Below are 15,784 nucleotides of genomic sequence, written 5' to 3'. Positions count from 1 at the left end.
AACGTAGCGAGAAGCTTGATTAAAGTCAATTCATTTATATGATTGAAGAACCTCCCGTGCGGGCACCCGTGCTTCAGGCCGCCTTGCGCCTGGCCGGGGATGGCTTGCGGGAGGCGGACGGGGCCGCGCGCTTGCGGGCCGGCGCCGCTGGCGCTTTCTTGCCCAGGCTTTGCTGCAGCAGGGCGACCAGGTCGATCACGTTGCCGCCATGCTCTTCTGCCGGCGCGGCTGCGGGCGGGGTGATGGTCTTGGTCTGCCTTGCCTTGATCTTTTTCTTGACCAGCGCCAGCACGTCTTCGCGGTAGCTGTCGTGGTATTGCCCGGGTTCCCACGCTTCGCTCATGCCGTCCAGCAGCGACAGGGCCATCTTGAGTTCCTTGTCGCTGATGCCCGCCGCCTTCAGGTCGCTGTCGGGCAAGTCCAGGTCATCCGTGGGGCGGATTTCATCGGCATAGCGCAGGGTGTTGAGCACGATGGCGTCGCCCACGCACACGAGCGCGCACAAATGCTGCTTGGTACGCATGACCACGCTGGCGATGCCCACTTTGTTGGCCTTGCGCAAGGTTTCGCGCAGCAGCGCATAGACTTTCTCGCCGCCCTTGGCGGGCAGCAAGTAATACGGGTGCTCGTAAAAGGTCAGCGGCACCTCGGCGGCATCGACAAAGGTGTGGATATCGATGGTTTGCGTGGCCTTCACATTGGCTTGCCTTAAATCTTCCTCGGACAGCACCACGTACTCATCCGTCTTGTATTCATAGCCCTTGACGATGTCGTCCCACTCGACTTCCTTGCCCGTCTGCTTGTTGTAGCGCTTGTAGCCGATGGGCGCGAAGTCGCGCCGGTCCAGCATGGACAGGTCCAGCTCATGGTCGAGGCTGGCCGAGATCAGCTCGACGGGAATGTGCACGAGGCCGTAGCTGATGGCGCCTTTCCACAGTGCGCGCGCCATCGCCTATTCCCCCACCTTGCCGGTAACGGGCAGGACGATGCCGCTGATGTAGCTGGAACAGGCGGGCGAGGCCAGGAAAACATAGGCGGGCGACAGTTCTTCCGGTTGTGCCGGACGGCGCATGTCCGTGTCCGCGCCGAATTTCTGGATGTCTGCGGGCGACTGGTCGGCCGGATTCAGGGGCGTCCAGACGGGCCCGGGCGCGATGGCGTTGACGCGGATGCCCTTGTCCAGCAAGTTGCCGGCCAGCGCCATGGTAAACGCGTGGATGGCGCCCTTGGTGGTGGAGTAGTCGAGCAAATGCTTGGAGCCTTGCAAGCCCGTCACGGAACCCGTGTTGATGATGGAGGCGCCCCGCTGCAAATGGGGCAGCACGGCCTTGGCCATGTGAAAGTAACCGTAGACATTGGTTTTCATGGTGAGGTCGAAGCGTTCTTCGCTCAGGTCCAGCAAGGACGCGGCATGTTCCTGGAAGGCGGCGTTGTTGACCAGCACGTCGATATGGTTGAACTTGTCCAGCACCTGGCGCACGGCATCCTGGCAAAAGCCCTGCTCGCGCACGTCGCCGGCGATCAACAGGCAGCTCTGGCCTTCCGCTTCCACGTAGCGCTTCGTTTCGTTGGCGTCCGCATGTTCGTTCAGGTAGATGATGGCGACGTCGGCCCCCTCGCGCGCATACAGCACGGCCACGGCGCGGCCGATGCCCGAATCGCCGCCCGTGATGACGGCCACCATGCCGGCCAGCTTGCCGCTGCCGCAGTAGTCGGGCGCCAGGAAGCGGGGCTTCAATGCCATCTGCGCCTCGATGCCGGGTTTGTCCAAGTGCTGGGCGGGCAGAGGAGGGACCGGCTGGCTGCGCGCGCCCGTCTGCACGGGGGACTTGCTATCGCGTTTGCCTGGCTTGGCGGCATCGGGCTGTTTATCTTTCTGATCTTGCTCCTGCTGTATGCTGCGCTGCAAGTTACCTGCGGACTGATCCTTGTTTTCGTTCATGCTGGCTCCCGGATGCTGGAGTCCAGTATCGGCGGGGCGCGCGCGCCTGACGGTGCGCTCGCTAACAGAGTGGCGCAAGCGGGGCGTGTGGCCATCGTCCGCCCCGACATTGAGCGCCCCCCTGTCAGCCGGCCTCGTCGCATGATAGGCTTCGGTTTTCAGATTTCGGGATCATTCATGCTGCTTTGGCTCAGGCAATACCGGCGTCCTCTGTTGGCCGGAGACATCACCGCCGGTATCGTGGTCGCCATGATGATGGTGCCGCAAGGCATGGCCTACGCGCTGGTGGCCGGCTTGCCGCCCGTGGTGGGCATCTACGCCAGCATCCTGCCGCCCGTGCTGTACGCCTTGTTCGGCAGCAGCATGACGCAATCCGTGGGCCCCATGGCCATCGTCTCGCTGATGACGGCCGCCGCGCTGGCGCCGCTGGCCGACCCCGGTTCCTCCCTGTACATCGTGCTGGCCGCCCAGCTGGCCTTCATCAGCGGCCTCGTCCTGTTGCTGTGCGGCGTGCTGCGCCTGGGCTTCATGGCCAGTTTCCTGTCGCGCCCCGTGATCAGCGGTTTCAGCAATGGCGCGGCGATCCTGATCATCTGGGGCCAGATCGCGCCCTTGCTGGGGGCAACGCTGCCCCACTGGCATGCGCCCAGCCTCGTGCTGGGGCTGTCCGGCCTGCTGTTCCTGTGGCTGGCCAAGCGCTACGCGTCGCGCCTGCTGCGGCGCTGCGGCTTGAACCAGGTGGCGGCCGACGTGGGCGCCCGCCTGGCGCCGATGGCGCTGGTGCTGGCCGGCATCGCGCTGGTCGCCTATGGCGGCCTGGATGCGATGGGCGTGCAAACGACGGGCCACGTGCCCGGCGGTTTGCCGGGCCTGAACCTGGCCACCTCCGGCGCCCATTGGCGCACGCTGCTGTCGCCGGCGCTGCTGATCGCCTTCATCATCTTCCTGATGAGCATGTCCGCCGCCCAGACCCTGGCGCAAAAACGGGGCGAAAAGCTGCATACGAACCGCGAACTGCTGGGCCTGGGCGCGGCCAACGTGGCCAGCGCGCTGTCGGGTGGCTTTCCCGTCACCGGTTCGATTTCGCGCTCGGCCGTCAATTTCCAGGCGGGCGCCAACACCCCCCTGGCCAGCATCATCACGGCCGGCCTGCTGGCGCTGGCGCTGGTGGCGCCCACGGGCTGGCTGGCCCTGCTGCCGCTGCCCGTGCTGGCGGCCACCATCATCTTTGCCGTGTCCAGCCTGCTGGACTGGGATACCTTGAAACTGTCGTGGCGCTACGACCGCAGCGATGCGCTGGCCCTGCTGGCGACGACGGCCGGCGTGCTGGTGCTGGGCGTGGAAGCGGGCGTGGTGATCGGCGTGCTGTTGTCGATGGGCACCCTGATCTGGCGCGCCAGCCGTCCGCACATCGCCGTGCTGGGGCGTATCCCGAATAGCGAGCACTTCCGCAACGTGGAGCGCTATGAAGCGCAAACCCTGCCGGACGTGTTGCTGCTGCGCATAGATGCGGGCCTGTTCTTTGGCAACGTCGAAGCCGTCACGGAGCGCGTGGAAGACGAATTGCGCGGCCACCCGACGGCGCGCCACCTGGTGCTGGTGCTGTCGGCGGTCAACCAGATCGACAGCACGGCCTTGCTGGGCTTGATCGAACTCAACAGCGCGCTGGCCAAGCGCGGCATCAGCCTGAACCTGGCCGAAGTGAAAGGCCCCGTGATGGACCGCTTGCGCCAGAGCAGTTTATTGAAAGAGCTGAGCGGCAAGCTCTACCTGAGCACGGCGCTGGCGACAAACGATTTGAGCGGGAGCAAGACATGACGATGGAATTGAATCTGCATGGCGAGGCGCGCGCGTTGAACAGTGTGCTGGCGCTGGAACAGGCGCTGCAGGAAGCACGCGCCCTGGCCCAGTGCGAGCTGTGGCTGACCAGTGCCACGGACGCGGAGCAGGGCCCGGCCCTGTGCATGCTGCGCAATGGCGGCAACGCCTGGCTGATGTATCTGTCCGGGCAGGACGACCTGAGTTTCCACTCGCTGGGCGATGAGGAGGAAACGGGGGAATGCAGCTACCTGCTGGCCAATGGCCAGGTGGATGTGTATCCGGAAGCGTGGTGCGTGGACGTGGAACACTGCCAGCAGGCTTTCGTCGCGTTTTTCAGGACAGGCGGCGCGCGGCCGGCCGCCATCGCGTGGGAAGCGGATTGAGATGCCGCACACCATCATCGCCGACATCGACCGCGACCTGCTGGCCGCGCTGGACGCCAGGGCAGGTTTATGCACGCTGCGCGCCGTCCTGCTGCGCTACAAGGCCAGCGGCGTGACGGCGGCGCAAGTGGCCGCCTTGCTGCAGGAATTGCGCCCTGCTGCTCAGGAGGGGCCGCTGGAAGACGCGATACTGGACGCTCTCGACATGGTGACGGGCTGGTGCGGGCCAGAGTTACGCGTATGGGACGGGGCAGGGAGCGACCATGCACCCTGAAAAATTCAGGCAGGTGGCGGGGCTGCCGCCCGCCGAACGCCATGCCTACTTCGTGCGCAAGGCGGCCGATACGCAAGAAGTGTGGGGTTTGCACCAAGAAGGCTGGGCCACGGCGCACGCCAATGGCAAGGTGGCCATTCCGTTCTGGCCGGAAGCGGCGTTCGCGCAAGCGTGCGCCAGCGGCGACTGGGCGCATTGCCAGCCGCGCGCCATCGCGCTCGACGATTTTCTGAACAAGTGGCTGCCCGGCATGGCGGGCAATGACCAGCTGGCTTCCGTGTTTCCCGTGCCGCAAGGCAGCGCCAGCATCGCGGCGCCCTACGATTTGCTGGCGGACTTGCAGCAGGAGGCAGAGCAGTATGAGTGAACAACGCCTCGACGCCTGGTACGACGGCTCGGCCATCTGCCTGATCGCCGTCGGCGCGCAGGGCGACCCGCTGGACCTGGGCGACGACGAAGTGCGCGCGCTGATCGCCAGGCTGCAGCAATGCCTGGCCGAGTCCGAGGCAGGCGCGGCGCCTGGCTGACGGCTCAGGCGGGGGCCAGCGCCTTTTCCATCGCCACGCTGGCCAGGCTGATGCCGCTCGGGTGTGCATACGCTTCCCCGCGCAAGGCAACAAAACCGGCAGCCTGGTAAAACGGTACGGCGTTCAGCGACGCGGACAGGTGCAGGCGCGCCAATTGCTCCAGCGCCGCCAGCAGCCGCCTGCCGATGCCCAGGCCCGCGAGGGCGGGATCGACGAATACGGCATCGACTTCGTGTTTATCGATATCCAGCATGGCGTAGCCGGCAATGGCCTCGCCCTGCATCGCCACGACGCCGCCACCGGCGGCCAGCATGGCGGCATAGCCGTCCGGCACGGGAGAGGCCGTCCACACTTCGATCTGTTCCGGCGCATAGTGCGTGGCGCAACCGACGCGCACGGCCACCGTGCGCAGTGCCCACAGGGCGGCTATGTCAAAGGGCAGGGCGGGGCGCAGGGTGATGGGCATGGGCACTTTCGGGAAAAAACTCATGCTAGCGCAACGGCTTGCAAGACGCCAGCACGAGCTTCCCAGCCGTCACTGCGCCGGCTGGTCCGGATCGATGTAGTAGGACCCTGGCGGCGCACCCGGCACCTTCACCCGGAACTTCAGGCCGGACAATAGCTTGTCCCACAAGGCGATGGCCTCCTCGTCCGTCAGCGACGATGCTTCGGCGGCGCCGACCATGTTGTGGGCGACTTTGGTGTACATGGATGCTTCCAATACCGCTGGATAGGCGATATCGCGCGGCGTACCCACCAGCGTCCATTCAAAATCGTGCACGCCATCGGTACGCCGTATCAACGATTCCTCGCCATGCCAGTGCTGCACGTCACGCTTGCCTTCGCGTAGCAGAGTGCGAGGGGGGTAGTTCTTGCCTTGCTGGTCTTTCGCTTCCTGGATGCGGGCAAGCAATGATAATTTCCCGCGTACTTTTGCATCATATTCAGCAGGAGGATAATCGCCGTAGGCGTCCTTATTTGAAGTAATAGAAAACGTGACATCCGGGAAACTTGGGAAATATAAGCCAGCATCTGCCATCTCTTGATCATTATAATTGCTGTCGCCCATAAAGCCACCTTCTAAGCAATGGCCGGGTTCTGCAGGAATTTCATCTTTTTCGCGTAGACGTAAACTATTTGCTCGTGTTGACTGTGTGGCAACCGCACTTGTAACTGTTCCACCTTTTGGAATCGAGCCGCTAAGACCGAATGTAATTTCTCCTTTGTTGATGTATGTTCTGAAAAAAACGTCGCCATCCTCTTTGGAAAATTTATTTTCGAAGTAGTGAAATTGCCAACTATTTTCTATGGGCCCATTTCCGTTGTATATAATTTCAGAAGATGAATCACTAGTTTTTATTTTTCTTATATCTTCTGCTATTTTTTCATTTTTTGCAGTAACCCCTCCTTTTATGATATCAATTCTTGAAGGGGCTGATATGTTGCCATATATCAATTCTGCCTCTTGTGGGACTTTAATGGAATAACGTCCGAAACATACAATTTTTGTTTTTAAAAAGAGTACTTCAAGACGTTTGCTAATTTTTAAGTTGTCAGACATCTTGGCTTCCTTATTTAGATTCTTTTGCGAGCATGCAGAAATAAATATTATTATAAATATAGCTATTGAATTTATTCCACTTCCTTTATCGTTCTTCATGATTTAATCCCATTTGCCTTTTTTTGCGATTTGTACGATGGAATACAACATGGATGCCAGTACATTCGGATCGGCGTAACTATTTTGGTGTTCATAGCCGGTCGCTTCCGTTATGCCGTGTATGAATAATGTACCGGCGATGTGTTGAGCCGAACGATCTGATGGTACTGTTCCATCACCGCGTGCACTGGCTGGCTGTAGCCTTAATTTTAATATTTTCCCTCCGGCTTGAACCGAGAGTTGTCCTTTTGCATCATCTTCAAGTAATTTCCATTTTTCAGGTAGCGGCTCAAATTTATTCCATGGATCGTTAGAGCCGCTGTGAAGACCGTCAATTAATTTAAATACGACGTCGCCGTAACTTAAAAAATTTCTCGATGCACAATAGCTTGCATAAGTATTCGGATGAAATGTTTTTTCTATGGAGAATAGAAATTCCGTAGCTAATTTTAATCGACGCATTACCATTTTAAGGCCTCCACCTTTATCGTGTGGAATGCGTGCTGGATTTACCCAGTTTGGATTGATTAGTCGCCACCATGCATTGGGTGGTTGAAGATAAATACTGTCTAGTGCCGTCGCCTTGTCGCGAGGCCAGCTCCATAAAACTTTATCCTGTGCATCCACAATTTTCAGCCAATTCTGGCCATATGCCGCACCTGGCAACATTTCCAGTGGCGCTGGTGCGTTAGCCAGAATGGCGGTAGCATGCATACCGTCGATGCCTAGAATGCTGGCTTCTATTTCTGCTATCGAACCTTCTCTTTCCTGAAAGCCAAAACGCATGCGTTTATATGCCCCTGCGGCTCCAATGGTGGGCATCACGTTGTGATAAATGCCGAGGATTTTTACATCTTTATCATCAAGCATCTTTCCATAGCTGGGGTGTATCAATGCACGGGCCAGCAAGCCCCCCATGCTGTGCGTGACGATGATGACTTCGTTGCATTTGAAGCCGCGTTGCTGGTAGCCTTTGACCAGGCCGCGTAGTCGTTCTGCAATCGTGACGGCAGATTCACCATTGCTCTTGATAAAGTTATAGCCCATCGCATGCACGGGATACCAACAGGGAGAAATTTTCTTTAAATCGCTGACGCTAATGGCTTTGCCAGATGACGCGCCAAAATTTGTGGGATCTTGCAAAAGCAGTGCGCCAAGCCCACTCGTTTGACGCCAGACAGGATGTGGCTTACCGTCGGAAATCATGTTATTGAGATGCAATTCGGCAGCCCGTAACATTGTTCCGTACGCACCTGCAAATAACACTTCACTCCATCCTCGCCAACGGGCTATTTGTGCCGGGCTTTGATATGCGCAGGCTCTACCTTGATTCGGCCGTGTTGTTGTCGCGATCCTGTTCGTTCCCATCAAAGGAGGAATCGGTGTAAAGCTGTCTGGCACATTTTGATGCCTTGCATCTGCAGCCCTGGTTTCCACACCATCTGGATCGAAGCGGCTGTTGCTCTCCGTATAGTGGTAGTACTCCACTTCGTTTTCAGTGGGATCAAACACCAATTGACGCTGCCGTGGCGACGCACTTTTGAACCAGCCACCCAAGCCGTTGCCTGTGAGGACAGCCGTCTTGCCCCCTGCACCCATCATATCGTCTGGCCGCCAGGCCCGATTGTCTGGCCGGCGCAATTCCTCTTGGCGTACCTTGCTCATTCGTAGATTGCTGCCCATCACGCCTGGCAGGAAAATGACAGGAATTACTTTGCCTGGCGGCACAGTGACGTCATGTCGGGCGGTATCTGTTGTTTCCGTCATCGAAACGGCGAGTTCCGCCCAGCCTCCCACGCCTTGAGTAAATTTTGCAGGATGATTGCCGCGGTTATTCAAGTCATCACATTTACTCATGGCAGTTCTCCCTTGTATCGAATCACATAGCTGTCCATGCCGGTGGATTTTTGTAGGTTCGTCGAGCCGTCGTCACTGCTTTTGCCAGCCACGTTGCCGTCATCGCGCAGGATTTCAAAAGCAATGCCAGCGGCCGGCGTATCGTCGGCATTTACCAGCAAGACCTCCTGATCGAAACTGCTGTGTGGCCGTTCATTGAATTCCTGCGACACGCTTTTCGGCGCCAAGGTTTCGAGGTTGCCGTTGAAGAGTACGGGTGAGGAAGTGAAGAACTGCACCTTGTCGCTGATTTCCAGCATGTGGTTGGCGCCGTGCAGGCGTACGCCTTTCTTGCCCTTGATGTTGACCCAGTCCGCCTCGCTGATCAGCGACAGCTCTTTCCGGGCGAGGATTTCCACCTCGTCGCTGTGGGCCTCGATGGACACCTTGCCGCTGGCGGCGATCAGTTTCATGCCGGCCTTGTGCACGAACAGGCTGAAGGATTTGGCGATGCTGGCAAAGATGCTGTCGCCGCTGGCGAGTGAAATATGCTTGCTGCTGGTGAGCGCCACATGCTCGCTGGCGGCCAGGTGGATCGACTGTGCCGTGCTCAGCTCGATCCCGGCTGGACTGGCCAGCAGCAAATGCGGTTCGGACAGCTCCGGGAAATCTCCCGCGCTCCCCTTGATGGCGGTGTTTTGCCGCTGGATGGCATCGGCCACGGCGCCTTGTTGCGCGGCGCCGTCTTGCGCACCTGCGTCGACGGCCATGCCGGCTAGTCCCTCTTGCAGTTGGCGCGCTTGCGCCAGGCGGGCCTGAGTTTCGTCGAGCTGTTTGACTGATCCCGTTCCTGTGGATGTTTCTGTGGTGATCAGCATGCCTTTGGCTGCGCGCAGGGCGCCCCAGGCATTGCTGGCCAGTTCAAAGCCCACGCCGCGCGCCTCCTTGCGGCCGGCATGGTCGTCGATGCGCGTGATGTTGCCCAATGAGAGGCGGCTGTCCTGTTGCTCGCTGCGCAGCTGTGCCTGGATGGCACCCTTGGTATCGTCGAGTACCAGGTGGTTGGCGCTGCGGGCGCCCAGTTCGCGGCTGCGCACACCGGACAGGGCACGCTGCTGCGGCAGTTGCCACGGCGGCAGGTTCGCACTGTTGTAGACCACGCCGATGACGATCGGGTGGTCGATATTGCCGTCCTGGAATTGCACGACAACTTCCTGACCCACGCGCGGCAAGGCGATGTGGCCCATTTGCGGGCCCGCCATCGGCATCATGACCCGTATCCATGGTGAACTGCGCTCATCGAATTGACCAAGGCGGTCCCAGTGAAATTGCAGGCGGATGCGACCCAGCGCATCGGTATGGATTTCCTCCCCGGCCGGCCCGACCACCAGCGCCGTCTGCACGCCGGCAACCACGCACGGCGTGCTGTTGTAGCCACGGCCTGGCCGCCAACGGATGTCCCGGCGCACGCACGTCATATTGTTGGCGTAGTGCGAGGGGGTGCCGGGACTCGCCTGATAATTGTTGCTGGCGCTATGTTCGACCGACAGGATCAGGTACTCGCGTTCGGCAATGTTGTCGGGGCGTTCCTGGCCCGGCTGATAGCGTTTTTCCTCGCCGCTGAAGTGTCCATCGAGGCGGAAACAAAGGCCTGGTTGCGCACCACGGTGATTGCCGGCCGCCTCGAAGTACTGGCGCAGATGGTCGCTTTCTTCCATGCGGCGCTGTGCCAGCGCTTCTCCCTCATCGACATTCTTATAGCCATAAGCGCCCGTGTTTTCATACAGTTCGTGCGCAAATACATCGCCCTGGCGATTTAATGAGTATCCGCTGGCCAGGCGCGGCTGGGGATTTTTATAGTCGAAACTGGCCAGTGTCAGCTGCCCGGAGCCGATCCGGCGTACGGCTTGCCACTGTTGCAGGCCATCGTCTTCCATGGAACCGGATGCGGAGTGAAAAGGCATGGCGCCGTCGCCGGACACCGTGGCGATCATGTCCGCCAAGGTGCTGTTGTCTGCCAGCCTCAGCGTATGACCATCGGCGCGGTGCTCGTACCAGTAATGCCAGCCCAGCGCTTCCCAGCGGCGGTGCAGGTGGTTGTAGTCGGTCTCGTTGTGCTGGTTGGCGCAGGTGAGCTGCGGATCGTCGCCATGGATGCTGGTTTTCCAGTCGCGCTGCTCATAGTGGGCAAGCGTTGTTTCGGTCAGCTGCATCACGCTTTGGCCATGAAAGGACACATTGTCCTGACGCAGCCGGGCGAAGGCCAGCCAAGGTTGCAGCACCATGCGGTACCAGGCAAAGCCGCCATCGGCGCGCAGCAGGCAAAACTCGCCCACGTAGCCGTTAAAGTAACGGAGCGAACCATCGTCGCGCACCAGGGAAATGGTGACCATGCGGCCCATCATGGCCTTGAGCGCGATGTGCGCGTCATCGGACAGCAATTCGGCCTCGAAGCGGAAGTCGCGCGACACCTCCTCCCTGGCCGTCAGCGCATTGACCAGCAGAATGGCGCTTGCCGGTCCATCTTCATGGGGGAACTCGATCTTCAGCAGGCGCCGTTCCTGCGCGGCGAGGTCGAAGGCCGACAGTGCCGCCTGGATGCTTGCATGCATGGCTTGCCTCCGTCATAGCGATGTGATCAGGTGGGCGCCACAGGCGGTGGCATCGCCGTCATAGGCGTACGGCTTGCCCATGTGTTTGGCGCCTGCGCCGTCCGGCGTGATCGGAAAGCTGCCCTTGCACTTCGGGCAGAAGGTCGTGTCATCGGCCAGCGCCGCCGGCTTCCCCATCACGGTGCTGCCGGACGATGCGCTGGTGACCTTGCCGCCGTGATCGGTTGCGTCGCCGAGCCGGATGACGCCGCGTCCCTCATGTTTCATGCTTGCCTCGCTTTCCAGGTGTGAAGTGCTCAAGTCAACTGCAGCAGATAACGTACTTCAGCGCCGCGTACCTCGGCTTGTGCTGTCCGCAGGAACGTCGTCCAGCCCAGGCGCCGTCTTTCCGATGGCTTGGAGCTCAGGAGCAGGGGGGTAATGCATGGCGGACTCAATATCAGCCGTACTTCATATTGCAGGTCGGGTACGCCGAACAGCGCCAGCATCTTTGCCAGCGCCGCCGCGCCTGCGCTGCGCGGCAGGAAGCGTTGCAGGCCGGCGGGATCCAGCGGGCCGATATGCAGGCAGACGCGCATGTCCTGGCGCCACAGCCGCAGGCCAATAGTTGCGCCGCGCGCCAGGGTAAAGTTGACGCTGCCCAGCAGGCTGCGCCGGTTTTTTTCCAGATAGTCCCAGCCACCGACAAATTGTTGCAGTGAAACTGGTACGCCGCAGTACTCGGCCAGCACGGGGGCAATCGCTTGCGCGGAGACGGGACGACAGCGCAGCAGGCCCGCGTACCAGGCCGCGACGTCCTGCGTCACGACATCAGTTTCCTCGCTCGACGGCAGTGCAGTGCGCCGCACGCCGGCCAGTGCCATCAGCAAAGGCAGTTGCTCATCTTGTGCCCGGGTTTCGAGTGCTGACTCGATGCGATATTTTTCCCACGCCTGGTAATACAGCACGACCATGCGGTGCGAAAAGATATCGAGAAAGGCCGAGACGCCGTCATCTTTGCTCGACCAGCGGTGGGTGGCGATGCGTTCCGAGTGGTGCAAGGGCAAGGTGCCGCCGACACCCAGAAAACGCATGAACGTCGGTGTCAGGGTCAGCTGTTCATTGTCGTCGAGCGTGAGCTGCTCAATTTCACTGGCTGGAAAACGCAAGGACAGGCTGTTCTTGAAGCGCAACACCTGGCTGAAGGCTTGCGCATGGGACACGTTCTGGCGACGTAGCCAACACAGCAGAATACGCACCGCCTGCACGAACTGGTAGCGGTAGGGCTCGGCCAGCAAGTCCGGCATTACACCAGATTCTGCAGTCCGCTTCTTGGTTTGCATCGGATCAGCTCCTCTCCGCTTTGCAGTGACAGCACCACCAGTTCGATGAAACTGTTGATTTGCACATACAGCCCAAGGAAGTGATCGATCACCTGCACAAACAGGTGCATGCCGCTGCCGACGAACGCTTCCTCGTCCAGCGTGATGCGTACCTCCACGCCGTGCGCCAGCGAGGTGCCGCGCCTGTGTCGCAGCCATGTCGTGGTCGGCGAGTGCGCCAGCGCGACGATGCCGCCGATCTGGCGCTGCGAGCTTGCCGATTGGGACAAGTCATACAGCGTCAGCATTTCGCGCAGCGCCGGCAAGCCTTCCTGGACCAGCGCATGATGATTCAGCGTCAGGTGAGAAATGAGGCGCCAGTGCAAGCCAGCGCCAGGTGAAAAGCGCCGCGGCTGGCAGGGGCGTCGCAGCATGTGCAGCGCGGGTCCGCCGTCGCACGGTTGCAAGTCTCCTTGCGGCTGGCCGTATTTGAGCGACAGCGGCAGGTCGCGGTTGCTGCAGGTCAGCGACAACGACAGGCTGGCCTTTTCCTGGATCAAGGGATTGAAGTCGCCATCGACCAGCGTGATTTTCTTTTCGTGACCAGGACTTTTGATGGCCAAGGCCATGTCGTGACGAACGACCCAGTAATGGCCCTGTTGCGCCGCACCTTCGCCATGGCGCAGGCTGTATAGCGGGCGAAATTCGGTCAGCGTGCTTTCGCCGCCGCGTTGGCGCAATAGACGCACCGCCTCGACATTGACGACTTCGTAGCCATGGGCATGGGTAGCATGGGCTAGCACGGCATAGTCGGTTTTCTGCCGGGTCACGGCGATGGGCACGCCTTCCTGGCGGAAGAGGTTGATCGCCGGGCTGCAGCCCAGCTTTAGGTTGTCGCTGGAAATACTGGACAACATGCGGGCCGCGGCGGAATCGGGTCGCAAGCCTGCCATGCACAGATGCAGGGTAAAACGCTGGCAAGCAGGCGGCAGGGCGGCACCCAGCGCCGCGATATCGATGTCAAAGAAATTGAATTTTTCCGGATACGCAAAATACTCGCTCAGGATGCGGTAGGCCGGCTGCGAACGGGCACCGAAAGGTATCAATGCGTCCGTGTCGTTGAAGCCGACGGGCGTCACAGGCAAGGTGGGCAAGGCGATCCATTGCCCCGCGTCGATCGACACAAACGCGCAGACTGCATGCATGAACAAGGCATCGCGCAATGCGGCGGAAAACGACGCTTCGCCATCGATGAAAACGCGCAGTGATGCGGGCGGCGCATCGAGATGCCGGATGCCGATGTTCAGTGCGGAGCTGGCCGACGCGGCCAGGCGTACGCCTGGCGGCGGCTTGATCACCGTATCGAAAACCGCGCTGTCCAGTACCGACACCCCTGTCGTGATGTCGTAGACAGTCTTGAAGCGGCAGCGCACGCCGCGCACCGGCGTTGCGTCCATTTCGCTGCCGGCCGGGAGGTGCAATACGCCCGCTCCAGCCGCTGGAGGGGACTGGTGCACGATGGTGCACGATGGAAAGGGGCGCAGATAATGGGGGAACAGGGCTTCGAACAAGGCTTCGGTAAATTGCGGATAATCGTCATCGAGCCGCTTCGAGATGCGTGCCGCCAGCATGGCCACCGATTCGATCAAATGTTCGACGTGCGGATCTTCGCAAGATTCGCCGGACATGTGCAGTTTGCCGGCGATTCTCGGATAGCGTTCGCAGAACTCACGGCAATGGCGCCGCAGCATCACCAGCTCGCGCTCGAAATACGGCAGCAAGTCCTCCATCTTTTTTCCTGTTTCTCTGCGGCGGAATGGCCAGTATCCGAGCGTTTGCTCAAAGGTAAATTGCGTTTGCGCAAATAATTGGACAGGGTTGCTGCGCAATATCAAGGACTTCCAAGCTGGCAACATCAGACTGGCTAGGCAGCATGATTCCAACGGTCAACATGGAGAACGCAATGACATTGCCGTCCAAATTACTTTGGTCCGAGGGCCTGGCCATCGGTCCCCAGCAATTCCAGCAGCTGGACCGCTACCATGAGGCGCGTCTGCAACGTCTGGCCTCACTCATCAATCCACATTTGTGGGGCGTGCACGGCATTCGCTGGAATGCGGATGCACTGGCCAACAATAGCTTGCGGGCGGACAGCATGTCGCTCGTCTTTCAGGATGGAGAGCTGTTTGAAGCGCCGCTTGGCGATGTATTGCCCGGTGCGGTTGACCTGTCCAAGCTGCCTTCCAGCGAACATGGTTTTACTTTTTATGCCGCGCTTCCGGCGCTGCAGGCACATGGCGGCAATGTGAGCACCGCAGGCGCGCGCTATGTCCAGGCGGATATCGAAACCCCGGACCTGTACAGCGAGGCAGTCAGCATAAACGTGGCTTACCTGAAGAAACGCGTGCATCTGCTGTCGCAACTGGACCCACTGCATGATTATCTTGCCATCCCGGTGATCCGTTTGTACCGCGCCGGCAATGGCGGCTTTGAAATCGACACCTCCTTCATCCCGCCTGGCCTGGCCATCAACGCCGAGTCTGCGCTGCAGAAAATGCTCGATTCGCTGATCGACCGCATGGGCGCGAAAATCGAGGCGCTGTACAGCCGCCTCCGTCAGCCCGGTCACAATGCGGTTGAATTTCATGGCGGCGATGCTTCCTCGTTCTGGATGCTCCATACCTTGAGCACGGCCAGCGCCACGCTCCATCATTGCGCCAGTTACCGGCACCATCATCCCGTATATCTGTTCGAAAAATTGATGGCATTGGCTGGCGGCTTGATGACGTTTTCGAAAAAATACACGCTGAGCGACTTGCCGGCCTATTGTCACGCTGACGCGGCTCCCGGTTTCGGCAAGCTCGATGGCATCATTCGCGACCTGATCGATACCGTGCTCCTGTCGCGTTACTTCCCGATTGCGTTGTCCAACGACGCGCAACAAAACACCCACTATCACGGCTTGCTCGATGCCAAGCGGATTGACCGTCAGACCGAACTCTGTCTTGCGGTAAACGCCGATATGCCGGCGCTGGAATTGATCGCCACGGTGCCGTTGCAGTTCAAGATTTCATCTCCGGACAGTATCGACCTCTTATTGGGCCGGGCGCTTCCAGGCGCCGAGTTGCGCCATATGGCCCAGGTTCCCGCCGAGGTCCCAGTACGGCCCAATACGTATTACTTTTCGATCGATAACAAGGGCAGTCTTTATGACAGCATGATCAAGGCCCAGGCGATTGCGATTTATGTGCCGTCCGGCATACAAGGGCTGAAGCTGGAATTGTTCGGGATCAGTAGCACGGCCGCGTAACGGTGCCTGGCGTTGCGAGCGTACGTATCGTGAAAAGATTGCCCTAAGGAATGGACTTGCCCCTGCAGTTGACGTTATCATGTTTTTGTAAGTGTCGGTGGCTGAGCAGTCAGCGCAT

Annotated in this window: 15 protein-coding genes; 6 read left to right on the top strand and 9 right to left on the bottom strand. The window is 59.8% G+C overall.

What is annotated here, in order from left to right; translation table 11 throughout:
- Positions 1–73: 73 nt before the first annotated feature.
- Both ku and J0O65_RS17335 read right to left on the bottom strand, forming a co-directional pair.
- A complete protein-coding gene (gene ku / locus J0O65_RS17340; protein ID WP_215408499.1) occupies positions 74–949 on the bottom strand; it encodes a non-homologous end joining protein Ku in 876 nt (291 codons plus the stop codon).
- Between the two features lie 3 nt (positions 950–952).
- Positions 953–1,942 (bottom strand): SDR family oxidoreductase, encoded by a 990-nt coding sequence (locus J0O65_RS17335; RefSeq protein ID WP_215408498.1) that lies wholly within the window; start codon positions 1,940–1,942, stop codon positions 953–955.
- Positions 1,943–2,119: 177 nt separating this feature from the next.
- On the opposite strand from J0O65_RS17335, the gene J0O65_RS17330 reads away from it, so the two are divergent.
- The 5 genes from J0O65_RS17330 to J0O65_RS17310 are packed head-to-tail and all read left to right on the top strand — an operon-like array spanning position 2,120 to position 4,947.
- Positions 2,120–3,760, top strand: coding sequence for a SulP family inorganic anion transporter (locus tag J0O65_RS17330; protein WP_215408497.1), 1,641 nt, complete (start codon positions 2,120–2,122; stop codon positions 3,758–3,760).
- A complete protein-coding gene (locus J0O65_RS17325; RefSeq protein WP_215408496.1) occupies positions 3,757–4,146 on the top strand; it encodes an Imm1 family immunity protein in 390 nt (129 codons plus the stop codon). Before J0O65_RS17330 ends, J0O65_RS17325 begins: the two co-directional genes overlap by 4 nt.
- Before the next feature lies 1 nt (position 4,147).
- Positions 4,148–4,420, top strand: a complete 273-nt coding sequence (locus tag J0O65_RS17320) for a hypothetical protein (protein ID WP_215408495.1) — start codon at positions 4,148–4,150, stop codon at positions 4,418–4,420.
- Positions 4,410–4,787, top strand: a complete 378-nt coding sequence (locus J0O65_RS17315; protein WP_215408494.1) for a DUF2750 domain-containing protein — start codon at positions 4,410–4,412, stop codon at positions 4,785–4,787. The genes J0O65_RS17320 and J0O65_RS17315 overlap by 11 nt, the downstream gene beginning before the upstream one ends.
- Positions 4,780–4,947, top strand: coding sequence for a hypothetical protein (locus tag J0O65_RS17310; RefSeq protein WP_215408493.1), 168 nt, complete (start codon positions 4,780–4,782; stop codon positions 4,945–4,947). Before J0O65_RS17315 ends, J0O65_RS17310 begins: the two co-directional genes overlap by 8 nt.
- A gap of 4 nt (positions 4,948–4,951) precedes the next feature.
- Here J0O65_RS17310 and J0O65_RS17305 read toward each other — a convergent pair whose 3' ends face one another.
- From J0O65_RS17305 to tssF, 7 genes are read right to left on the bottom strand one after another with little or no spacing between them, the layout of a single operon-like run.
- Positions 4,952–5,437: a GNAT family N-acetyltransferase gene (locus tag J0O65_RS17305; RefSeq protein ID WP_251373794.1), complete on the bottom strand. Its 486-nt coding sequence runs from the start codon at positions 5,435–5,437 to the stop codon at positions 4,952–4,954.
- A gap of 45 nt (positions 5,438–5,482) precedes the next feature.
- The gene (locus J0O65_RS17300; RefSeq protein WP_251373793.1) at positions 5,483–6,607 is read right to left on the bottom strand and encodes a T6SS immunity protein Tli4 family protein; all 1,125 of its coding nucleotides are present in this window, start codon (positions 6,605–6,607) and stop codon (positions 5,483–5,485) included.
- A 3-nt stretch (positions 6,608–6,610) separates the two neighbouring features.
- Positions 6,611–8,464, bottom strand: a complete 1,854-nt coding sequence (locus J0O65_RS17295) for an esterase/lipase family protein (protein WP_215408492.1) — start codon at positions 8,462–8,464, stop codon at positions 6,611–6,613.
- Positions 8,461–11,055 (bottom strand): type VI secretion system Vgr family protein, encoded by a 2,595-nt coding sequence (locus tag J0O65_RS17290; RefSeq protein ID WP_215408491.1) that lies wholly within the window; start codon positions 11,053–11,055, stop codon positions 8,461–8,463. Before J0O65_RS17290 ends, J0O65_RS17295 begins: the two co-directional genes overlap by 4 nt.
- A 12-nt stretch (positions 11,056–11,067) precedes the next feature.
- Positions 11,068–11,322 carry a PAAR domain-containing protein gene (locus J0O65_RS17285; protein ID WP_215408579.1) on the bottom strand — a complete coding sequence of 85 codons (255 nt, stop codon included), beginning with the start codon at positions 11,320–11,322 and terminating at the stop codon, positions 11,068–11,070.
- Between the two features lie 29 nt (positions 11,323–11,351).
- Positions 11,352–12,341, bottom strand: coding sequence for a type VI secretion system baseplate subunit TssG (gene tssG, locus J0O65_RS17280; RefSeq protein WP_215408490.1), 990 nt, complete (start codon positions 12,339–12,341; stop codon positions 11,352–11,354).
- Positions 12,341–14,146: a type VI secretion system baseplate subunit TssF gene (tssF, locus tag J0O65_RS17275; protein ID WP_215408489.1), complete on the bottom strand. Its 1,806-nt coding sequence runs from the start codon at positions 14,144–14,146 to the stop codon at positions 12,341–12,343. Before tssF ends, tssG begins: the two co-directional genes overlap by 1 nt.
- Positions 14,147–14,319: 173 nt before the next feature.
- Between tssF and tssK the strand changes: the two genes are divergently transcribed.
- Positions 14,320–15,666, top strand: a complete 1,347-nt coding sequence (gene tssK / locus J0O65_RS17270) for a type VI secretion system baseplate subunit TssK (RefSeq protein WP_215408488.1) — start codon at positions 14,320–14,322, stop codon at positions 15,664–15,666.
- The last annotated feature ends 118 nt before the right edge of the window (positions 15,667–15,784 follow it).

The organism is Janthinobacterium sp. JC611 (assembly GCF_018682595.1).
Taxonomy (GTDB): domain Bacteria; phylum Pseudomonadota; class Gammaproteobacteria; order Burkholderiales; family Burkholderiaceae_D; genus Janthinobacterium.
This window is presented reverse-complemented; position numbering and strand designations above follow the sequence as displayed.